Source organism: Streptomyces rimosus subsp. rimosus, from assembly GCF_000720725.1.
Taxonomy (GTDB): Bacteria; Actinomycetota; Actinomycetes; order Streptomycetales; family Streptomycetaceae; genus Streptomyces; species Streptomyces rimosus_A.
This window is the reverse complement of the sequence record NZ_JOCQ01000030.1, coordinates 48,943-68,354: the sequence shown is the minus strand read 5'-3', so window position 1 is coordinate 68,354 and position 19,412 is coordinate 48,943. Positions and strand designations below refer to the sequence as shown.

The 19,412-nt window shown below is 72.7% G+C and carries 15 protein-coding genes and 1 pseudogene; 8 read left to right on the top strand and 8 right to left on the bottom strand.

Translation table 11 applies throughout. The features are described 5' to 3' along the window. The first annotated feature begins 281 nt into the window (after positions 1-281). On the top strand, positions 282-1,175 hold the full coding sequence (locus tag IH45_RS0117590) for an SGNH/GDSL hydrolase family protein (protein ID WP_030668564.1): 894 nt from the start codon (positions 282-284) through the stop codon (positions 1,173-1,175). A 137-nt stretch (positions 1,176-1,312) separates the two neighbouring features. Beyond that, the gene (locus IH45_RS0117585) at positions 1,313-2,098 is read left to right on the top strand and encodes a DUF4097 family beta strand repeat-containing protein (protein ID WP_030668561.1); all 786 of its coding nucleotides are present in this window, start codon (positions 1,313-1,315) and stop codon (positions 2,096-2,098) included. Between the two features lie 56 nt (positions 2,099-2,154). On the opposite strand, the gene IH45_RS0117580 is transcribed toward IH45_RS0117585, so the two are convergent. After that, the gene (locus tag IH45_RS0117580) at positions 2,155-4,749 is read right to left on the bottom strand and encodes a glycoside hydrolase family 3 protein (RefSeq protein WP_030668557.1); all 2,595 of its coding nucleotides are present in this window, start codon (positions 4,747-4,749) and stop codon (positions 2,155-2,157) included. A gap of 134 nt (positions 4,750-4,883) precedes the next feature. Here IH45_RS0117580 and IH45_RS0117575 point away from each other — a divergent pair, with 134 nt between their 5' ends. The 3 genes from IH45_RS0117575 (at position 4,884) to IH45_RS0117565 (ending at position 7,723) form a co-directional block, all read left to right on the top strand. Next, on the top strand, positions 4,884-5,549 hold the full coding sequence (locus tag IH45_RS0117575; RefSeq protein WP_030668555.1) for a TetR/AcrR family transcriptional regulator: 666 nt from the start codon (positions 4,884-4,886) through the stop codon (positions 5,547-5,549). 63 nt (positions 5,550-5,612) lie between these two features. Further along, positions 5,613-6,938: a C15 family peptidase gene (locus IH45_RS0117570; protein WP_030668552.1), complete on the top strand. Its 1,326-nt coding sequence runs from the start codon at positions 5,613-5,615 to the stop codon at positions 6,936-6,938. After that, the gene (locus IH45_RS0117565; RefSeq protein ID WP_063763010.1) at positions 6,935-7,723 is read left to right on the top strand and encodes a carbon-nitrogen hydrolase family protein; all 789 of its coding nucleotides are present in this window, start codon (positions 6,935-6,937) and stop codon (positions 7,721-7,723) included. Before IH45_RS0117570 ends, IH45_RS0117565 begins: the two co-directional genes overlap by 4 nt. A gap of 44 nt (positions 7,724-7,767) precedes the next feature. Here the strand turns inward: IH45_RS0117565 and rbsK are convergent, their stop codons facing one another. The 6 genes and pseudogenes from rbsK to IH45_RS0117530 form a co-directional block, all read right to left on the bottom strand. Then, positions 7,768-8,682 (bottom strand): ribokinase, encoded by a 915-nt coding sequence (gene rbsK / locus IH45_RS0117560; RefSeq protein WP_032917670.1) that lies wholly within the window; start codon positions 8,680-8,682, stop codon positions 7,768-7,770. Further along, a pseudogene (locus IH45_RS1000000150810) lies at positions 8,675-10,641 on the bottom strand (ABC transporter permease/substrate-binding protein). Before IH45_RS1000000150810 ends, rbsK begins: the two are co-directional and overlap by 8 nt. Next, a complete protein-coding gene (locus IH45_RS0117545) occupies positions 10,631-12,301 on the bottom strand; it encodes a sugar ABC transporter ATP-binding protein (protein WP_030668538.1) in 1,671 nt (556 codons plus the stop codon). Before IH45_RS0117545 ends, IH45_RS1000000150810 begins: the two are co-directional and overlap by 11 nt. Next, positions 12,298-13,374 carry a LacI family DNA-binding transcriptional regulator gene (locus IH45_RS0117540; RefSeq protein WP_030668536.1) on the bottom strand — a complete coding sequence of 359 codons (1,077 nt, stop codon included), beginning with the start codon at positions 13,372-13,374 and terminating at the stop codon, positions 12,298-12,300. The genes IH45_RS0117545 and IH45_RS0117540 overlap by 4 nt, the downstream gene beginning before the upstream one ends. 528 nt (positions 13,375-13,902) lie before the next feature. Then, positions 13,903-14,331: an organic hydroperoxide resistance protein gene (locus tag IH45_RS0117535; protein ID WP_030668533.1), complete on the bottom strand. Its 429-nt coding sequence runs from the start codon at positions 14,329-14,331 to the stop codon at positions 13,903-13,905. A 149-nt stretch (positions 14,332-14,480) separates the two neighbouring features. After that, a complete protein-coding gene (locus IH45_RS0117530; RefSeq protein ID WP_030668530.1) occupies positions 14,481-15,503 on the bottom strand; it encodes an NADP-dependent oxidoreductase in 1,023 nt (340 codons plus the stop codon). A gap of 88 nt (positions 15,504-15,591) precedes the next feature. Here IH45_RS0117530 and IH45_RS0117525 point away from each other — a divergent pair, with 88 nt between their 5' ends. From IH45_RS0117525 to IH45_RS0117515, 3 genes are all read left to right on the top strand, one after another. Continuing rightward, complete coding sequence (locus IH45_RS0117525; protein ID WP_030668528.1) at positions 15,592-16,023, top strand: MarR family winged helix-turn-helix transcriptional regulator; 432 nt, start codon at positions 15,592-15,594, stop codon at positions 16,021-16,023. A 128-nt stretch (positions 16,024-16,151) separates the two neighbouring features. Further along, positions 16,152-16,790 (top strand): mycothiol-dependent nitroreductase Rv2466c family protein, encoded by a 639-nt coding sequence (locus IH45_RS0117520; protein ID WP_030668519.1) that lies wholly within the window; start codon positions 16,152-16,154, stop codon positions 16,788-16,790. Between the two features lie 40 nt (positions 16,791-16,830). After that, positions 16,831-17,634: a maleylpyruvate isomerase family mycothiol-dependent enzyme gene (locus IH45_RS0117515; RefSeq protein ID WP_030668516.1), complete on the top strand. Its 804-nt coding sequence runs from the start codon at positions 16,831-16,833 to the stop codon at positions 17,632-17,634. Here IH45_RS0117515 and IH45_RS0117510 read toward each other — a convergent pair. Then, complete coding sequence (locus IH45_RS0117510) at positions 17,621-19,330, bottom strand: MFS transporter (protein ID WP_078897620.1); 1,710 nt, start codon at positions 19,328-19,330, stop codon at positions 17,621-17,623. The two genes, IH45_RS0117515 and IH45_RS0117510, sit on opposite strands and share 14 nt — an antisense overlap. Positions 19,331-19,412 lie beyond the last annotated feature (82 nt).

The following is a 19,412-nucleotide window of genomic DNA, read 5'->3' as shown; positions in this document are numbered from 1 at the left end:
TGCCCGTTCCGGTCGCGGCCGGGACAGCTGCGAGCATTCTGCCCCAGTGATCACGTCGGCACCAGCATCCGAGGTTACCTACAGTAAACACCATTAGCCCCAATTTGCCGCAAAAGGGACAGTAAATGACGTGATGTAATACATCCGTGCCGACTGTGCCGGTGCCGTCGGGCGAGGACCCTACGGGTCACGGCACAAGCTACCGCGCAAGCAGCCGTCGAGGGGTGACGTACCGTCGGTACCGGAACAGATATCACTCGCACGCCGGAGGGGGACAGGGGATGACAAGGGTCAATCGGCCCTTTCGGCCAATCAGGGCCCGCACCGCCGCGGTCGCCGCTCTCACGGCGACCGCGCTTTTCGTCTCCCTGTCCGGGTGCGGCGACCCGGACGACGGCGGCCGTACGGCACACAGCCCCTCCCCCAAGCCCTCCCCGGCGTGGCGCACCGACCCGGCGTCCGTGGCCGCCCTCGGCGACTCCATCACCGTCGGCTTCGACGCCTGCTCGGTGCTGTCCGACTGCCCCGCCGTCTCCTGGGCCACCGGCACCGACCCGGATGTGAACAGCGTCGCCCGGCGGCTGGTCAAGGACCCCGCCACCCACAGCTGGAACTTCGCGAAGACCGGCGCGCTGATACGCGACCTGCCGGCCCAGGTCGACCAGGCCGTACGCAAGCGGCCCGAGCTGGTCACCGTCCTGGTGGGCGCGAACGACGCCTGCCGCTCCGACGTCGGCGCGATGACCACGGAGACCGCCTTCCGCGCCGATTTCGAGGCATCGCTGCGCAAGCTGCGGCGGGCCCTGCCCAAGACGCAGGTGTACGTCGCCGCCGTCCCCGACCTGATGCGCCTGTGGTCGCAGGGGCGGCAGAACCAGCTCGGCAAGCAGATCTGGAAACTGGGCATCTGCGGCTCGATGCTGCGCGACCCGGACGACCTGTCGAAGGCGGCGGACACCCGGCGGCAGAGCGTGCGGGAGCGGGTCCAGGCGTACAACAAGGCCCTGGAATCGGTGTGCGCGAAGGACGCGCTGTGCCGCTTCGACCGCTCCGTCTTCGACTTCCGCTTCAGCGGCGCGGAGTTGAGCGCCTGGGACTGGTTCCACCCCGGCCGGGAGGGCCAGCGGGAACTGGCGCAGATGGCGTTCCGGGAGATCACCCGTAAGGGGACGTAGCGGACTGGACGGGACGGAACCGCGCAAGCGGCCACGGCACCCCGGTACCGGTCCCGGGCGCCCCTTAGGGGAGGCGGCCGGGAGATCGTTCCTGCTGGGGATACGTACGGGGCGCGGGCCGCGAGAGGATGACCGGCATGACCGCACGCCACCCCGCCAGACCCGGACACCGCGCCACCCGCACCGCCCTGGCCTCCGCCGCGCTCGTCACGCTGGCCGTCGTCGCCACCGGCTGCGAGCTGACCGAAAAGGTCACCGAGAGCGAGCAGACCTACACGGTGGACGGGAAGACCACGAAGCTGGACGTGTCGACGCCGGGCGGCGACATCAAGGTCATCGCCGACGACGCCGCCGAGGGCCGGGTCAAGGTCACCGAACGGATCGAATACGGCAAGAAGAAGCCCGGCACCCGGCACTCCCTCAAGGACGGCGCGCTGAAGCTCGCCGCGGACGACTGCGGCCGGACGATGAGCCGATGCAACGTCGCCTACGAGGTGCGGGTGCCGCGGTCGGTCGCGGTGACCCTCCGCACCGACGGCGGCAACATCGACATCACGGGCATCGCGGGAACCGTCGACACCAGGACCGGCGGCGGCAACATCAACGTCCGGCAGACCGCGGGCACCCTCACCACCGAGACCAGCGGCGGCGACATCAACATCAGTGACGCCCAGGGCAAACAGGCCACCCTGAGCACGGACGGCGGCACCGTCGACGCCCGCTTCACCGCCGTACCGGACCAGGTGAACGCCCACTCCAGCGGCGGCGACGTCACCGTCCGCCTCCCGCAGGGCCGCTACGCCGTCGACGCCACCACGGACGGCGGCAACCGCCGGGTCACCGGCAGCGTCGACAACGCCGCACCGCACAAGATCAAGGTGCACAGTGACGGGGGTAACGTGGAGGTGGCGGCCGACCGCTGAGGCAGGGCGCGGGCCACCCTGGAGTGTGCGGCTCAGGCCACCCTGGAGTGTGCGGCTCAGGCCACCGTCACCCGCGCCGTCAGCCGTCGGTCGGTGACGCTGCGGGCCGCCTCGATCGCGTACGTGCCGTCGGCGAAACGGCGGGTGCCGGTCTTCTCGTCCCAGATCTCGAAGGCGCGGCGGGGCAGCGCGATCTCGGCCTCGGCCGTTTCGCCCGGGGCGGCCTCCACCGTCGCGAAACCGGCCAGCCAGCGGTCCGGGCGCTCCGCCGGTACGCGGCCCGCCATCCTGGTCAGGGGCGCGAGGTAGATCTGTACGACCTCGCGGCCGTGCCGCGCGCCGGTATTGCGCACCCGGACGCGGGCGTGCGCCGGGCTCGCCTCCAGGGACTCGTAACTCCAGTCGGTGTAGCCCAGTCCGTGCCCGAAGGGGTACGCCGGTGCCGGGCCCGCCTCCTCGCGCGCGCGGCGCTGCCACGCGCGGTAGCCGATGAAAACGCCCTCGTCGTAGTGGATTTCGCCGTCCACCGGAGTGACCTGGGTGACCGGGGCGTCCGCCAGGCGGGCGGGCCAGGTGGTGGGCAGCCGGCCGCCCGGCTCGTGCGTGCCCAGCAGGACGTCGGCCAGCGCGGCCCCCGCCTCCTGCCCCGGGAACCAGCTGAGCAGCACGGCGGGCACCTCGTCGCGCCACGGGAGTTCCACCGGTGAGCCGGAGTTGACGACCACGACCGTGTACGGGTTGGCCGCGGCCACCCGGGAGACCAGTTCGTCCTGGCGACCCGGCAGGGCCAGGCCCGTGCGGTCGAAGCCCTCGGACTCGGTCTCCTCGGTGGTGGCCACGACCACGATCGCGGCGTCGGCGTCCGCGGCGGCCCGTACCGCCTCGGCGAGTTCGGCGTCCGGGTCGGGCTGCGGCTCCGCGTGGCCGAGCGCGAAGGTCAGTACGGGCATGTCCGCGCCGAGCCCGGTGCTGCGCGGGACGAACCGCAGCGTCACGTCCAGGGCCTGCCCCGCCGTCAGTTCCGTCTCCAGGCGGTGTTCCGCCGGGTTCATGAACGCCTCGAACGGGTCGTCCGTGTCCGGGGCGCAGGAGGCGTCGAACAACACCCGGCCGCCGACGGTCAGGCGCAGCTCACCGGTGCCGGAGACGGCGAAGGTGTGGGTGCCGGACGCCTGCGGGGTGAATCCGCCGGTCAGCTCCACGCTGTGCAGGGTGCGCTGTGTGACGCCGTCCGGGAGGCCGCCCATGGCCTGCACCTTGCCGTCGAACTGCGGCTGTTCGGCGAGCAGCGCGCCGTCGGCGTCGTAGTAGCGGACGCACAGGTCGAAGCCCGCGCGGGCGTGCGGGACCTTCGTGCGCGGGTCGGCGCCGACCGCGAAGACGACCTCGGTCCCGGCGGGCAGAGCGGCGCGCAGCCCGTCCAGCGGGGAGACGATCCGCTCGGGGAAGACGGTGGCGGAGCCCCCGCCGAGCACCCGGGCGTCCTTGGCGGCGGCGCCGATGACGGCGATCTTGTGGAGGGTGCCGGGGAGCAGGGGGAGGGCGGGAAGCGGGGTGGGGGCGGGGTCGTGGCGTTCGGCCGGCTCGCCCCGTACCACCGGCTCGCCCCGTACCACCGGCTCATCCCGTACCACCGGCTCGTTGCGTACCACCGGCTCGTTGCGTACGAGGACGAAGGAGCGGCGGGCGATCTCGCGGGCCAGGGCGCGGCCGTCGATGCCCTCCGGGACGTCGTGCGGGGGGACGGCGGCCGGGACGCTCTCCAGGCAGCCCGTGCGGGCGGCGAGCAGCAGCACGCGGCGGACCGCGGCGTCCACCTCGGCCTCCGTGACCCGGCCCGCGCGGACGGCGTCCGCGAGCGGTGGCCCGAAGACCGTGTGCGGGCCCGGCATCGCGAGGTCCAGACCGCCGCGCAGCGCCCGTACCGTGTCGCGGGCTGCCGTCCAGTCCGAGACGTTGACCCCGTCGAAGCCCCACTCGCCCCGCAGCACGCCGCCGACCAGCTCGCGGTGTTCGGTCATCGTCGCGCCGTTGACCTGGTTGTAGGCCGTCATGATGCCCCAGGGACGGGCGGTTTCGACGATGTGCTCGAAGGGCGCCAGGTAGAGCTCGCGCAGCGGGCGCGGGGCGATCCGGTTGTCCACGGTGAAGCGCTCGGTCTCGGCGTCGTTGCCCACGAAGTGCTTGACGGTCGTGCCCACTCCGCCGTCCTGGACCCCGGCGACGTACCCCGCGCCGATCACGCCGGTCAGGTACGGGTCCTCGGAGAAGCACTCGAAGTGCCGGCCGCCGAGCGGGGAACGGTGCAGGTTGACGGTGGGCGCCAGGAGGACGTGCACGCCTTTGCGGCGCGCCTCCTGGGCGAGCAGCCGGCCGGCGCGGCGCGCCAGGCCCGCGTCCCAGGTGGCGGCCAGCGCGGTGGGGCTGGGGAGCGCGACGGACGGGTCCTGTGCGCCCCACTGCCGACCGCGTACGCCGACCGGCCCGTCCGACATGACCAGGGACCGCAGCCCGATCTCCGGGACCGCGGGCAGCGTCCAGACGTCCTGCCCGGACAGCAGCCGGACCTTGGTGTCCAGGTCGAGCTTGCCGAGGGCGTCCTCGACGGCCGGGGCGACTGCCGTGGCGTAGGCGCTTCGGTGGTCGGTCATACGGCTCTCCCTGACGTGGACGTACGGAACCGAGCCCCCGGCCCGATTGTGACGGTTTCACCTGGCGGGCGGTAGGTATCGTTATCTTCCGGTTATCACGCGGATGAGGCGGACGGCGGGGTTACGCTCGGCCGGTGACTGCACGGGACCAGGCGCGGCCGTCCGGCCGCCGGAGCGGCGGAGGGCGCGAGGCGCAGCGCGAGGAGCGGCGCGAGGCGATCCTCCAGGCCGCCATGGAGCTGATCGCCGAGCGCGGCTACCGCGGCACGTCACTCGCCGCCGTCGCCGAGCGCGCCGGACTGACCCAGCAGGGCCTGCTGCACCACTTCCCCAGCAAGGAACTGCTGCTGGTCGGTGTCCTGGAGGCACGCGACCGCTGGGACACGGCCGCCGCGGCGGCCACCGGCGCCTGGCGTACGCAGACGCTGGCCGGGCTGGTCGAGTACAACGCCGGGCGGCCCGGCGTCGTCCAGACGTACACGGTCCTGGCCGGGGACAGCGTCACCGAAGGCCATCCCGCCCGCGACTTCTTCGAGCGGCGGTTCCGGCGGGTGCGGGAGGCGCTGGCCGAGGTGCTGCGGACGGAGTACGGCGACCGGCTGCCGGGCGGGCTGACGCCGGAACGGGCGGCGCCGCTGCTGGCCGCCGTGATGGACGGGCTCCAGCTCCAGTGGCTGCTGGATCCGGAAGAGGTGGACATGGCGGCGGCGTTCGGGGACTTCCTGGCGCTGCTGCAGGGGGGACGAGGCGGAGCCTCCGGCCCCGTAAGGCGGGACGAGGTGGAACCTCCGGCCCCGTAAGGCGACGGCCGCGCCGTGGATCAACCCCTTCCGCGATCAGCTCACCGCCGCTTTACTCACCCCATGAGACACATACGCACCAAGGTGGGCGTGGCCGGCGCCGCACTGCTGACCGTGGCCCCGCTCGCCCTCACCGCCCCATCCGCCACAGCGGCCTCCCCCGCCGCCGGCGCCCGTCAGACGACGGCCGCGCCCACCGTCGAGGAGCAGCGGCTGTCGCAAGGCGTACCGCAGGAGATCCTGCGGCGCAGCGGGTTCGCCGGGGTGGCCGGGACGTTCGCCGGCGGGCTCGCGCGGACGGACTCGTACGGGGCGGCGAAACGGTACGTCACGGAGGCGGGGCGCGGCCTGTGGCGGCGCGCGGTGGACCGCGTCCAGGGGCGCGGGCCGCAGGGCGGCGACCTGAGCCGGGACGACGACCGGCCGCTGTACTGGGCGCGGCTGGGGATGACCAAGGCCCTGCGGGAGTGGAAGCCCGACTTCCGGCTGCGCGCGAACCAGCGGGACGCGCTGATGGGGGCGCTGGAGCGCGGTTCACGCGGGCAGGACTCCATCGACCTGCCCGGCGGCGGGCACGGCAGGAACCGGGTGCTGCGCGTCGTGGTGACCGGCTTCGACCCCTTCCAGCTGGACGCGGACGCCCGGCGCAGCAACCCGTCCGGGGCCGCGGCGCTCGCCCTGGACGGCACGACGGTCCGTACGTCCTCGGGTCGGCTCGCCCGCGTCGAGACCGCCGTCTTCCCCGTACGGTGGGCGGATTTCGCGGCCGGCACCGTGGAGCGCACGCTCCTGCCGTACTTCCGGCGCGGGCCGAAGCAGGTGGACCTGTTCACGACCATCAGCCAGGGCCGGCCGGGACGGTTCGACCTGGAGCGGACCAACGGCGCCTGGCGGGGCGGCTATCCGGACAACGCACGGGAGTCGCGCACCGAGACGGTGCCCGTCCCCAAGGGCGTGCCGACCGTCCGGCCGCAGCCGCAGTGGACCACCACGACCCTGCCGTACGCGCAGCTCACCTCGGCCTCCACCGGACCGTTCCCGGTCAAGGACAACACCGCGGTGACCGAGATCCCGGCGGGCGGTTCGACGCCGGTCGAGCGGCCGGACGGGCCGACGCCGGGCTCGACTGCCCGTGCGGGCGGCGGCGGTGACTACCTGTCCAACGAGATCGGCTACCGGGCGACGCTGCTGCGCGACGCGCTGCGGCTGAAGGTGCCGGGCGGTCATCTGCACACGCCGGTGCTCCAGTTCGGGGCCGGGAACACCGATCCGGCGACCGGCACGGTCACCGATCCCGACTTCGTACGGAACCGGACCGCGATCACAGGGCAGGTGCGCTCCCTCCTCACCGCCGCGTTGTCAGTGGCATCGGGCATCATGGAGAAATGATCGTTGCAGCAGCGCAATTCCCGCCCGTCGCACTGGACATCGAGGCCAACGCGGCCCGCACGGCCGAGCTGATCACCGAGGCCGCGGGCCGCGGCGCCGAGCTGGTCGTCTTCGCCGAGCTGGGCCTCACCGGCTATGAGCTGGACGCGATACCCGCCGATTCTGAGCGGTGTGTCCTCGCGCCGGACGACCCGCGGCTCGCCCCCGTCCGGGACGCCTGCCGGGCGGCGGGCGTCGCGGCGGTGATCAACGGTCCGGGGCGCGGCCCGTCGGGCACGGCGGACGGGATGACGATCACGACATTCGTGTACGGGCCGGACGGCGCGCTGCTGACCCGTTACGACAAGCACCACCTGCACGGCCGGGAGAACGGGCTGTTCACCGCGGGGCCCACGGCGGGCGGCCGGTTCACCTTCCGCGGCCTGGAGTTCGCCCTCGCCACCTGTTACGACAACGCCTTCCCCGAGGTGGCGGAGCAGGCCGCGGCCGACGGCTGCCACGTGTACCTGGCCAGTGCATTCCACGACTCCATGGAAACGTGCACGCAGCGGTACGCCGCCCGGGCCCGGGACAACGGCCTGGACGTGCTGCTCGCCAATGGCACCGGCCCGATGAGCGAGGGCACCGGCTGCGGCCACAGCGGCATATGGGCGGCGGACGGGGCGTGCCTGGCACACATATCGGACGGCACCGGACTGGCCGTGGCCGAGGTCGGCCGGTCGGCCGGGCCGCTTCCGGAGGGCCCGGAAGCTGCCGGGACATCCGTCGGCCGGATCACCGGATAGCGGGGGCGACGCGAGTACGCCGCCCCCGCCGCGGGCCCTCCCGTTCAGGAAGGCAGTTCGTCCAGCGTCGGGTAGGACGGCTGGGCGCCCGCCTTGGTGACGGCCGCGGCGCCGACCCGTACGGCGAAGCGGGCCGCGTCCGCAAGGGAGTCGCCGCGGGCCAGCCGGGTGGCGAGGGCGCCGGTGAAGGCGTCGCCGGCGCCCGTGGTGTCGACCGGCTCGACCTTCACGCCGGGGACCCGCTCGCTCTCGCCCTCGCCGTCCACGACCAGCGCGCCGTCGCCGCCGAGGGTGACGACGACCGAGCGGGCGCCCTGCTCGCGCAGCGCGCGGGCCCAGTCCTCCGGTCCGCCTTCGCTGCGGCCCGCGAGCTGCTGAGCCTCGTGCTCGTTGACGACGAGGGGGTCGGCGGCGGCCAGCAGGCCGGGTTCGATGCGGTCGGGGGTCGGGGACGGGTTGAGGACGACCCGGGTGCCGGTCTCCATGGCGGTGTCCGCGGTGGCCCGTACCGTCTCCATCGGTACCTCGAACTGGAGGGAGACGGTGGCGGACCCCGCGATGACCTCGCGGGCGGCGGCCACGTCCGCGGGGGTGAGCGCCGCGTTGGCGCCCGGGGAGACGACGATGCTGTTGTCGCCGTCCGGGCCCACGATGATCATGGCGGTGCCGGTACGGGTGCCGGGCGCGGCGATCACCTGCGAGACGTCCGTGCCCGCCTCGCGCTGCGCGGTCAGCAGCAGTTCGCCGTACGCGTCGTCGCCGACCCGGGCCAGCAGCCCGACCCGGCCGCCCAGCCGGGCGGCGGCAGCGGCCTGGTTGGCGCCCTTGCCGCCCGCCGACTCGACCAGGTCGGAGCCGTGCACGGTCTCCCCCGCGCCGGGCCGCCGCGCCACCCGGACCGTCAGGTCCGCGTTGGCCGAGCCCACTACCAGTACGTCGTACATCTGTTTCTCACCCATCGAATTCCGCCGCGTTCCTGCTGGTCACCAGCACCACCGGCACTTTCACCTGTTTCGGCGGCCGCTCACCGCGCGCCGCCCTGAGCGCCTGGTCCACGGCCTGCTTCCCGAGCAGCCTGGGCTGCTGGGCGACCGTGGCGGTCAGCGTTCCGCCGCGGACGGCGGCGACGCCGTCCGGCGTGCCATCGAACGCCACGATCTTCACGTCCTTGCCCGCCCTGGCGCCCAGCGACTTCGCGGCGCCGAGGGCCATCTCGTCGTTGGCCGCGAAAACGCCGCCGATGTCCCGGTGCGCTTGGAGCATATTGGACATCACGTCCATCCCCTTGGTCCGGTCGAAGTCGGCGGGCTGCCGCGCCACCACCTCGATGCCCGGGTACGCCTTGATGCCCTCCTCGAAGCCCTGCCCGCGCTCGCGGGCGGCCGAGGTGCCGGGCTGGCCCTCCAGGAAGGCCACCTTGCCCTTGCCGCCGAGGGATGCGGCGAGCGTCTTCGCGGCGAGGCGGCCGCCCGCGACGTTGTCGGAGGCGATGGTCGAGCCCACGTCGCCGCCGTTGACCCCGCGGTCGATGGAGATCACCGGCACCTTGGCCCGGTTGGCGACACCGACGGCCGGTACGGCGGCGTCCGAGTCCACCGGGTTGATGATCGCCGCCTTGACGTCCTGGCTGGTGAACGTCTCCATCTGGTTGATCTGCTGCATGGGGTCGTTCTGCGCGTCGGTGATGTTGATGTGCAGCCCGCGCCGGTCCGCCTCGGCCTGCGCGCCTTCCTTGATGCCGACGAAGAACGGGTTGTTGAGGGTGGACAGGGCGAGCCCCAGGTCCGTGTTCCCACCGCGGTCGCAGCCGGACAGGACGAGGGCTCCGGCCAGGGCCGCCGCGGCGAGCAGGCCCGTACGCCTGCCGGTACGCCCGCCGAGCCGTCCCGTATCCGTACCCGTCCGCCCCCTCATCGCCCGCTCCGGCGCCGCAGCGTGTCCAGGAGCACCGCCAGCGCGATGACCAGGCCGGTGGCCACCTGCTGCCAGAACGCCGAGACGCTGAGCAGGTTGAGGCCGTTGCGGAGCACGGCGAGGATCAGCGCGCCGATGAGCGTGCCGGACGCCTTGCCGGAGCCGCCGGAGAGGCTGGCGCCGCCGATGACGACGGCGGCGATGGCGTCGAGCTCGTAGCCGACGGCGGCCTGCGGCTGGGCGGAGGTCAGCCGGGCCGCGAGGACGATGCCCGCGACCGCCGCGAACACCCCGGACAGCGCGTAGATGACCAGCTTGCGGCGCTTGACGTCGATGCCGGAGAGCCGGGCCGCCTCCTCGTTGCCGCCGATCGCGAACATCGCGCGGCCCGCGTACGTACGGTTGAGCACCAGGGCCGCCACCAGGCCCATCGCGATCATGACCAGGACCGGGACCGGCAGCCAGCCGCCCAGTGTGTCCCCCAGCCTGCTGACCGAGGCCGGGAAGGCGATCGGCGAGCCGCCGGTGATGACCAGGGCGAGGCCGCGGCCGATGGAGAGCATCGCGAGCGTGGCGATGAAGGCGGGCAGCTTCCCGTACGCGACCAGCGCGCCGGAGACCAGGCCCGCCACCGCGCCCACCGCCAGGCCCAGCAGGACGGCGGTCCACACCGGCAGGCCGGCGTCGGTCGCGGCCCAGGCGACCACGGTGGCGCTGAGCGCGGCGACCGAGCCGACCGACAGGTCGATGCCCGCGGAGACGATCACGAAGGTGACGCCGAAGGCCAGCACGGCGGTGACGGATGCCTGGACGCCGACGTTGAGGAGGTTCTGCCCGTTCAGGAAGTCCCCGGACAGCGCCGCCATCACCACGACGAGGGCTATCAGGCCGCCCAGCGGGCCGTTCTTCAGGACGGCCCGGGCGAACCAGGGGCCGAACCCGGCACCGGGCGGGGCGCTGCCGACCGCCTCGGCGCCCGCTCCCGTCTTCACATCAGCGGACATCGGAGCCCTCCATCGCGCTCTCGTTCGTGTGTCGCGGACCGGACGCGTCGGCGGACCGTACGGCCAGCTCCATCACCGCGTCCTGCGTCGCCTCGTCGGCGGACAGCTCACCGGCGAGCCGCCCCTGCGCCATGACCAGCACCCGGTCGCTCATACCGAGCACCTCGGGCAGGTCGCTGGAGATCATCAGCACCGCGCGGCCGGCCGCCGTCAGCTCGTTGACCAGCTGGTAGATCTCGACCTTCGCGCCGACGTCGATGCCGCGCGTCGGCTCGTCGAGGATCAGCAGCCGGGTGTCGGCCAGCAGCCACTTGCCGATGACGATCTTCTGCTGGTTGCCGCCGGAGAGGGTGCGGGCGTGCTGCCCGAGCCCGCTCATCCGTACCTTCAGCTGCCCGGCCACCTCGGCCGCCGCGCGCCGCTGGCCGCGCCGGTCCACCAGGCCGCCGCGGGTGTCCCGGCGCAGCCGGGCCAGCGTCAGGTTGTCCTGGAGGGAGGCGTCCAGGACCAGGCCCTGGCCCTTGCGGTCCTCGGGGACCAGGCCGAGCCCGGCGCGCATCGCGGCCCGTACGTCGCCGGGGGCGAGCGCCTGCCCGTCGATCTCGACGGTCCCGGCGTCGTAGCGGTCCACGCCGAACACCGCCCGCGCGACCTCCGTACGGCCCGCGCCGACCAGGCCCGCGAGGCCGACGACCTCGCCGGCCCGCACCTCGAAGTCGATGCCCTCGAACACCGGGGTGCCGTGGGGGCCGTTGCGGGTCAGGCCGCGTACGCGCAGCAGCGGCGCGCCGGGGGCATCCGGGCGCTGCCGCGGGTACTGCTCGGCGATGTCGCGGCCCACCATCAGCCGGATCAGCTCGTCCTCGTCCGTACCGGCCGGGACCTCGGCCACCGAGCGGCCGTCGCGCAGGACGGTGACGCGGTCGCCGAGGGCGCCGATCTCCTCCAGGTGGTGGGTGATGAAGATGATCCCCACCCCGGCGTCGCGCAGCTCCCGCACGATCGCGAAGAGCGTCCCGACCTCCTCGGAGGTCAGTACGGCGGTCGGCTCGTCCATGATCAGGACGCGGGCGCGCAGGCTCAGCGCCTTGGCGATCTCGACCATCTGGAGGCGGGCGATGCCCAGTTCGGCGACCGGGGTGTCCGGGGGGATGTCGAGGCGGACCCGGCGCAGCAGTTCGGCGGCGCGCGCCCGCATCGTCTTCCTGTCGATGAGGCGGAGCGCGGTGCGCGGCTGCCGGCCGAGGAAGATGTTCTCCGCGACGGTCAGGCCGGGGACGAGGTTGAACTCCTGGTGGATGGTGGCGATGCCGAGCCGTTCGGCGTCCTGCGCGGAGCGGATCCGCACCTCGTGGAGGCCGTCGCGGGTGCCGTCGCGGGGGCCGTCCGGAGCCGCGCTGCCGGCGGGCTCGCCCGCCGGACCGCCGTCCACGAGGATGCGCCCGCCGTCCGGCCGGTGGGCGCCGGAGAGCATCTTGATCAGAGTGCTCTTGCCCGCGCCGTTCTCGCCGAGCAGGACGTGCACCTCGCCCGCGCGCAGGCTCAGGTCCACACCGTCCAGCGCCCGTACGCCGGGGAACGACTTCGTCACCCCCTCGACGCGCAGCAGTTCGCGGCCGGCCGGTGCGTCGTCCCGTACGTCGTCGTTGACGTCGGTCATGCGCTGTCCCTCTCCTGTCGGGTGTTCTCCTGCTCCTGTCGGGTGTGGCCCTGCTGGGCCCTGTTCTCCTCCTGGCCGGTGGCCGGTTCCCCGCAGGAACGGCGGATGACGAGCCGGGCCGGCAGCAGGACGGAATCGGCCGGGCGCCCCTCGATCCGCTCCAGCAGGGTGCGTACGGCGGCCCGGCCCAGTTCGCGGGTGGGCTGGGCGATGGCGGTGAGCGGCGGGTCGATGTGCGCGAACCACGGCACGTCGTCGTAGACGACGAGCGCCATGTCGTCGGGCACCCGCAGCCCGCGTGCGCGGATCTCGTCCATCGCGCCGAGCGCCATCAGGTTGTCGGTGGCCAGTACGGCGTCGGGCGGCTCGGGCAGGTCCAGGAAGCCGCGCATCACCTGGCGGCCGCCGGTGTGCTGGAGGTCGGGCGTGGAGCCGACCCGCTCGTCCGGGAGCGCTATGCCGTGCGCGGCCAGGGCCGTACGGAAGAGTTCCAGCCGCTCGTCGCCGGTCGGCGTGCCGGCCGGGGCGACGATGATCGCGGGGCGCCGCCGGCCGAGGGCCGCGAGGTGCGCGGCGAGGGCGGTGAGCGCCGCGCTGCCGTCGGCGCGTACGCACGGCGCGTCGATGCCGGGCACGATCCGGTCGAGCAGCACCAGCGGGGTGCCGGAGGCGACGACCTCGCCCAGCATCGCGGAGCCGGTGCCGGCCGAGCTGACCAGCAGACCGTCGATGCGGCGGTCCAGCAGCGTACGGATGTAGTCGTCCTGCTGGCCGGGGCGTTCGGCGGCGTTGCCGATGACCAGGCTGTAGCCGAGGCCGCGGGCCGCGTCCTCGACGGCGTCGGCGAGTTCGGTGAAGAACGGGTTGGTCAGATCGCTGATGACCAGGCCGAGCGTGCCGGTACGGGCGGTGCGCAGGGCGCGGGCGACGTTGTTGGGCCGGTAGCCCAGCTCCTGGACGGCGGCGAGCACCCGCTCACGGGTCTCGGCGACCGGACTGCGCCCGTTGAGCACGCGGGAGACGGTGGCCACGGACACCCCGGCCCGCTCGGCCACGTCCTTGATCTTCGCCATGGGCGCCCTTGCCCTTCCCTGAAGCCGGTCGAGGACACCATGGAGCCGGTCGGGAACGCCGGGGCCGCTGCCGGCCGGGGGTGCCGAGGCTTGGGGCGTCTCGATCGCACGTCGGTGTGTAATCGATTTCGCGTGGGCTTACGAAATCGATTACACGGGGGTGGCGTCAAGATGCGGGGCGAGTGGCCTGCGTCACAGGTGGGCTATGGGGGCATCGGTACGGGTGTGCGGCGGGGGCGGGTGACGAGCTGCGCCGGTACGGCGAGGGATCACCACCGGGCACGGCGAGGACCGCCCCCGGTACGGCGAGGCACCGCCGTCGGCGGCACGGCGAGGACCGCTTCCGGTACGGCGAAGAGCCGCCATCGGGCACGGCGAGGACCGCCCCGTACGGCGAAGGGCCACCATCGCGCCCGGCAAGGACCGCCCCCCTACGGCGAAGGACCGCACCCCCAGCGCGGGGATGCGGCCCTCACCATGGCGCGGCGCGTCAGACGGCGGTCAGCTCGTCAGACGACCATCAGCTCGTCAGGCGACGTTCAGCTTGACGTCGATGTTGCCGCGGGTGGCGTTCGAGTACGGGCAGACCTGGTGGGCCTTTTCGACCAGGTCCTTGGCGGTGGCCTCGTCCACGTTCGGGATGGTGGCGGTGATCTCGACGGTGAGGCCGAAGCCGCCGTCCGGGGTCTTGCCGATGCCGACCTCGGCGGTCACCCGGGAGCCGGAGACGTCCGCCTTCTCCCGGCGGGCGACGACACTCAGCGCGCCCTGGAAGCAGGCGCTGTAGCCGGCCGCGAAGAGCTGCTCGGGGTTGGTGCCGGCGCCGCTGCCGCCCTGTTCCTTGGGCGGGTTGACCACGACGTCCAGCTTGCCGTCGTCGCTGGCGACGCGGCCGTCCCGGCCGTTCTCGGCGGTGGCGACGGCGGTGTAGACGACGTCTACGGGCTGGATGGACATGAATGATCCTCCTGTGGTTCGCCGCGACTCGCGCCCACGATCGCGACGGCTTGGTGCGAGCCTAATGGCCCGTCCGGGCCGGGCGGTTGCCCGGATCAGTCCGTGAGACCGGGTCAGCCGGTGAGAGCGGACCGGTCCGTGGGGCCGGGTCAGTCCGTCAGGTCGACGATCATCTTGCCGGTGTTGTCACCGCGCAGCAGGCCGAGGAACGCCTCGACGCCGTTCTCGACGCCGCGCACCTTGGTCTCGCGGTACTTCAGCTCGCCCGAGCGCACCCAGGCCGAGACCTCCTGCACGAACTGCTCCTGGAGGTGGCTGTGGTCGGCGACGAGCATGCCCTGGATGCGCAGCCGCTTGCCGATGATCAGCGCGAGGTTGCGCGGCGCGGGGGTCGGCTCGGTGGCGTTGTACTGCGAGATCATGCCGCAGACGGCGACGCGGCCGTGGGTGTTGAGCGAGTCGATGGCGGCTTCCAGGTGGTCGCCGCCGACGTTGTCGAAGTAGACGTCGATGCCGTCGGGCGCGGCCTTGCGGAGCTGGTCCTTGACCGACTCGTCCGACTTGTAGTTGAAGGCGGCGTCGAAGCCGTACTCCTTCGTCAGCAGCTCGACCTTCTCGTCGGAGCCCGCGCTGCCGATGACGCGCGCGGCGCCCTTGAGCTTGGCGATCTGGCCGACCTCGCTGCCCACCGCGCCGGCCGCGCCGGACACGAAGACGGTGTCGCCCTCCTTGAAGGAGGCGACCTCCAGCAGGCCCGCGTAGGCCGTCAGACCCGGCATGCCGAGCACGCCCAGGTAGGCGGAGAGAGGCGCCAGGGAGCCGTCCACCTTGGCGGTCTTCCTGGCGTCCACGACGGCGTACTCACGCCAGCCGTTGAAGTGCAGGACGTGGTCGCCGACCGCGAAGCCCTCGGCGTTCGACGCGATGATCTCGCCGACCGCGCCGCCCTCCATCGGCTGGTCGAGCTGGAAGGGCGGGGTGTAGGACTTCACGTCGTTCATGCGGCCGCGCATGTACGGATCGACGGAGAAGTACAGGTTGCGGACGAGGAGCTGTCCCTCGCCGGGCTCGGTGACCGCGGCCTCGCGCAGCGCGAAGTCCTCCGGCTTCGGCCAGCCGTGCGGGCGGGCGACCAGGTGCCATTCGCGGCCGGACGTGGGCAGTGCGGACATGGGCTGCTCCTCCTAAAATGCTTCAGGTCCTGAAACAACCATGCTCCTACATATTTCACGTTGTCAAGCAATTCGCTATCCTGGTGTCATGACTCCTCGCGCAGACCCTCTGACCATCGAGGTCGTCGAGCTGATCGGCACCGTCGTGGCCCGCTACTACGAGGAGTACGAGCACGCGGCGGCCGAGCACAGCCTCACCGGCGCCCAGGCCCGGGTGCTGCGCCTGCTCGCCCACGAGCCGATGCCGATGCGGCGGATAGCGGCGAGCCTGAAGTGCGAGCCGTCGAACGTGACCGGCATCGTGGACCGCCTGGAATCCCGGGGCCTGGTCGAGCGCCGCCCGGACCCGGCCGACCGCCGGGTCAAGCTGGCCGTCCCCACCGAAGCGGGCCGCGCGACGGCCCAACGGCTGCGCGATTCTCTGGACTTCGCGCGCGAACCGCTCGGCGAGCTGTCCGTCACGGAGCGCGCGCTCCTCAAGGAGCTGCTCCAGCGGATGCTGGGCATCGCGCCGGAGTAGGAGCCGGTGACCGGGCCGGCGCCCGGGGGACGCGGACCGGAGGGTTCCACCGGTTGGTTTCGGCCCGACGGCCGCGGCGTGGCGGATTCCGCCCGGCCGAAAGTTCCGGATCGAACTATCGTGGCGCCATGACTGTTCACGATGCGACTTCCCCGAACTCCACCCGTCACACGGTCGACTTCTACTTCGACCCCCTCTGCCCGTTCGCCTGGATCACCTCCCGCTGGATCCTGGAGGTGGAGCGCCACCGCGACCTGGACCTGCGCTTCCGCGTGATGAGCCTGTCCGTCCTCAACGAGGGCCGCGAGGGCCTGCCCGAGCAGTACAAGGAGCTGCTGGCCAAGGGCTGGGGCCCGGTACGGGTCTGCATCGCCGCCGCCCAGGCGCACGGCGAGCCCGTACTGCGCGACCTCTACACCGCGCTCGGCACCCGCCTGCACAACGACGGCCGCGACGACTACGAGGCCGTCATCAAGGAGGCGCTCGCCGAGGCCGGGCTGCCCGATGACCTGGCCGCCGCCGCGGACAGCACGGACTACGACGACGCGCTGCGTAAGAGCCACCACGAGGGCATGGACCCGGTCGGCGAGGACGTCGGCACGCCCACCATCCACATCGACGGCGTCGCCTTCTTCGGCCCGGTGCTGACGGCGATCCCGCGCGGCGAGGAAGCGGCGCGGATCTTCGACGGCGCCCGCCTGCTCGCCGGTTACGACAAGTTCTTCGAGCTGAAGCGGACCCGGACCGGGGAGCTGGACTTCAGCTGAGGGAGGGCCGGTTGTCAGTGGCGGGACCTACCGTGGCGGCATGAACGCCTCGACGTACGACCGCCACTGCACCGAAATCGTCGCGCAGACCGAGCTGTTGCGCTCCCTCGTCAAGAAGGCGCACCACCTCAGAACCCCGGTGCCCTCCTGTCCCGGCTGGAACCTCGGCCAGTTGCTGCGACATCTGGGCGGCGCCCACCGCTGGGCCGAGGAGGTGGTGCGCACGGGCTCGGCCGAGCCCCCGCCCGACGCCCGCTTCCGCGACCTGTCGCCGTATGCGGACGAGGACCCGGCGCTGCTCGACGGCTGGCTCGGCGAGGGTGCCGCCCTGCTGGCGGAGACGCTGCGGGCCGCCGGGCCCGGCGCGGAGGCCTGGGTGCCGCTCCCCCGGCTGGCCCCGGCCGCCGCCTTCTACGCCCGCCGGATGGCCAACGAGACGGTGATCCACCGTGCCGACGCGTTCCTGGCCGCCGGCGCGGAATTCACGCTCGACGAGCGGGTCGCCGCCGACTGCTTCACGGAGTGGCTGGAACTGGGCTCGCAGCCGGAGATGTTCACGCACCATCCGGAAATGCGCGAGCTGTTGGGCCCCGGCCGGACGCTGCGCTTCCGGGCCACCGGCGTGGCGCCGGAGACGACCGCCGACTGGCTGGTCGACCTGACCGGCGAGGCGATCACCTGGCGCCACGCCCCGCGGGAGGAGGCCGCCGTGACGGTGTGCGGACCGCTGACCGACCTGCTGCTCGTCGTCTACCGGCGGCGGCCCGCCGACCACCCCGGTATCGGGATATCCGGTGACCGGCCGCTGCTGGACTTCTGGTGGGAGCGGGTCAGCTTCGGGTGAACGGGGCGGCCGGATCGGCCGACGCGGCAGGATCGGCAGAAGTGGCAGGACTGGCCGGTTCAAGTGAAGTGGCAGGCCTGGCAGGATCAGCCGAAGCAGCCAGGGCATCCGCGGAGTCCGCGCAACCCTGCTGCGATCCGCCATGCCCCGCCCCACCCTCCTCCGTCGCCGTCTGTATCCGTACGCCCTTGAGCAGCACCGCCAGCACCGCCCCCAGCACCATCACGCACCCCGCGCCGACCAGCGCCACCTGCTGCCCGTGGACGAATGCCGTACGAGCCGCCGTCAGCAGCGCTTCCCCCGCCCGGCCCGGCAGTTCTCCCGCGACTGCCGCTGCTCCGGCCAGGGTTTCCCGTACGGTGTCCGCCGCGCTCGCGGGCAGTCCGGCCGGCACGGCTCCGTCGATCTCGCCGTGGTAGACGGTGTTGCCGAGGGTGCCCAGCAGCGCCAGCCCCAGTGCGCCGCCCAGTTCCGAGCCGGACTCCAGGAGTGCGGAGGCCGAGCCCGCGCGCTCCGGCGGGGCGACGCCCAGGGCCAGTTCGGTGCCGAGCGACATCACCATCACCAGCCCCGCCCCGTAGACGGCGGCCCCCAGCAGCACGGTCCACAGGGCCGTGTCCGCCTCCGCCCGGGACACCCACAGGAAGCCCCCGGCGGCGGCCAGGAATCCGCCGGCGATGACGAAGGCCCGGTCCATGCGCTGTGCGAGTGCCGCGGCGACCGGGGCGATGCCGCCCACCGCGAGGGTCGGCACCACATTCCACAGCGCCGCCTCCAGCGGGCTCATGCCCCGAACGGACTGGAGGTACTGGGTGACGAAGACCGCGCTGCCCACCAGCGCGAACATCGCCAGCAGGTTCATCAGGACGGAGACCGAATAGCCGCGGTGCCGGAAGAGTTCCGGGTCCAGCATCGGGTGCTGTGCGGTGCGCTGCCGGTGTACGAAGGCGGCGGCGGCCACCAGCCCGGCCGCCACGGCCAGTACGGGCGTCACCTCGAAGCCGTGCCGGGCCAGCTCCTTGACGCCGTAGACAATCGGCAGCATCGCGATCAGCGAGAGCAGCGCGCCCACCAGGTCGAAGCGCCCCGCCGCCGGGGACTTGAACTCCGGCAGGAGCAGCGGTCCGGCCGCGAGCAGCAACAGCATCGCCGGGGTGTTGATCAGGAACACCGATCCCCACCAGAAGTGCTCCAGCAGCACGCCGCTGAGCACCGGCCCGACCGCGATGCCGCCCATCATGGCGCCGGACCAGATCGCGATGGCCCGACCCCGCTGCTTGGCGTCGTGGAAGAGGTTGCGGACCAGGGCGAGGGTGGACGGCAGCAGGGTGGCGCCGCTGACGCCGAGCACCGCGCGGGCGGCGATGAGCATGCCGGCGCTCTGCGCGTACGCCGCCAGTACCGAGGAGACACCGAAGAGGACGGCGCCGGAGAGCAGCAGCTTGCGGCGGCCGATACGGTCGCCGAGCGCGCCCATGGTGATCAGGAGCCCGGCGAGCACGAAACCGTAGACATCGAGGATCCACAGCTGCTCGACGCCGCTGGGCGCGAGTTCCGCGGAGAGGAACGGCACGGCGAAGTAGAGCACCGAGACGTCCATCGAGACGAGCAGGCAGGGCAGCAGGAGCACCACGAGCGCGGTCCACTCGCGCCGCCCGGCGCGGGACGGCGGCGGTGCGTACGGGGTAAACGTCATGAGAAGGAAGGTAGACAGTGCACGCTTACACCACAAACACTATGGAGCAGCTGACCAGCAGAGGTGCATCACACTAGTGCAG

Excerpts from the sequence above, each read along its gene's own strand:
- IH45_RS0117515 (WP_030668516.1), top strand. The coding sequence starts at position 16,831 with ATGAACGCCTCGACGTACGACCGCCACTGCACCGAAATCGTCGCGCAG.
- IH45_RS0117540 (WP_030668536.1), bottom strand. The coding sequence starts at position 13,374 with ATGGCGAAGATCAAGGACGTGGCCGAGCGGGCCGGGGTGTCCGTGGCC.
- IH45_RS0117530 (WP_030668530.1), bottom strand. The coding sequence starts at position 15,503 with ATGTCCGCACTGCCCACGTCCGGCCGCGAATGGCACCTGGTCGCCCGC.
- IH45_RS0117580 (WP_030668557.1), bottom strand. The coding sequence starts at position 4,749 with ATGACCGACCACCGAAGCGCCTACGCCACGGCAGTCGCCCCGGCCGTC.
- IH45_RS0117520 (WP_030668519.1), top strand. The coding sequence starts at position 16,152 with ATGACTGTTCACGATGCGACTTCCCCGAACTCCACCCGTCACACGGTC.
- IH45_RS0117585 (WP_030668561.1), top strand. The coding sequence starts at position 1,313 with ATGACCGCACGCCACCCCGCCAGACCCGGACACCGCGCCACCCGCACC.
- IH45_RS0117525 (WP_030668528.1), top strand. The coding sequence starts at position 15,592 with ATGACTCCTCGCGCAGACCCTCTGACCATCGAGGTCGTCGAGCTGATC.
- IH45_RS0117565 (WP_063763010.1), top strand. The coding sequence starts at position 6,935 with ATGATCGTTGCAGCAGCGCAATTCCCGCCCGTCGCACTGGACATCGAG.
- rbsK (WP_032917670.1), bottom strand. The coding sequence starts at position 8,682 with ATGGGTGAGAAACAGATGTACGACGTACTGGTAGTGGGCTCGGCCAAC.
- IH45_RS0117590 (WP_030668564.1), top strand. The coding sequence starts at position 282 with ATGACAAGGGTCAATCGGCCCTTTCGGCCAATCAGGGCCCGCACCGCC.
- IH45_RS0117535 (WP_030668533.1), bottom strand. The coding sequence starts at position 14,331 with ATGTCCATCCAGCCCGTAGACGTCGTCTACACCGCCGTCGCCACCGCC.
- IH45_RS0117545 (WP_030668538.1), bottom strand. The coding sequence starts at position 12,301 with ATGACCGACGTCAACGACGACGTACGGGACGACGCACCGGCCGGCCGC.
- IH45_RS0117510 (WP_078897620.1), bottom strand. The coding sequence starts at position 19,330 with ATGACGTTTACCCCGTACGCACCGCCGCCGTCCCGCGCCGGGCGGCGC.
- IH45_RS0117570 (WP_030668552.1), top strand. The coding sequence starts at position 5,613 with ATGAGACACATACGCACCAAGGTGGGCGTGGCCGGCGCCGCACTGCTG.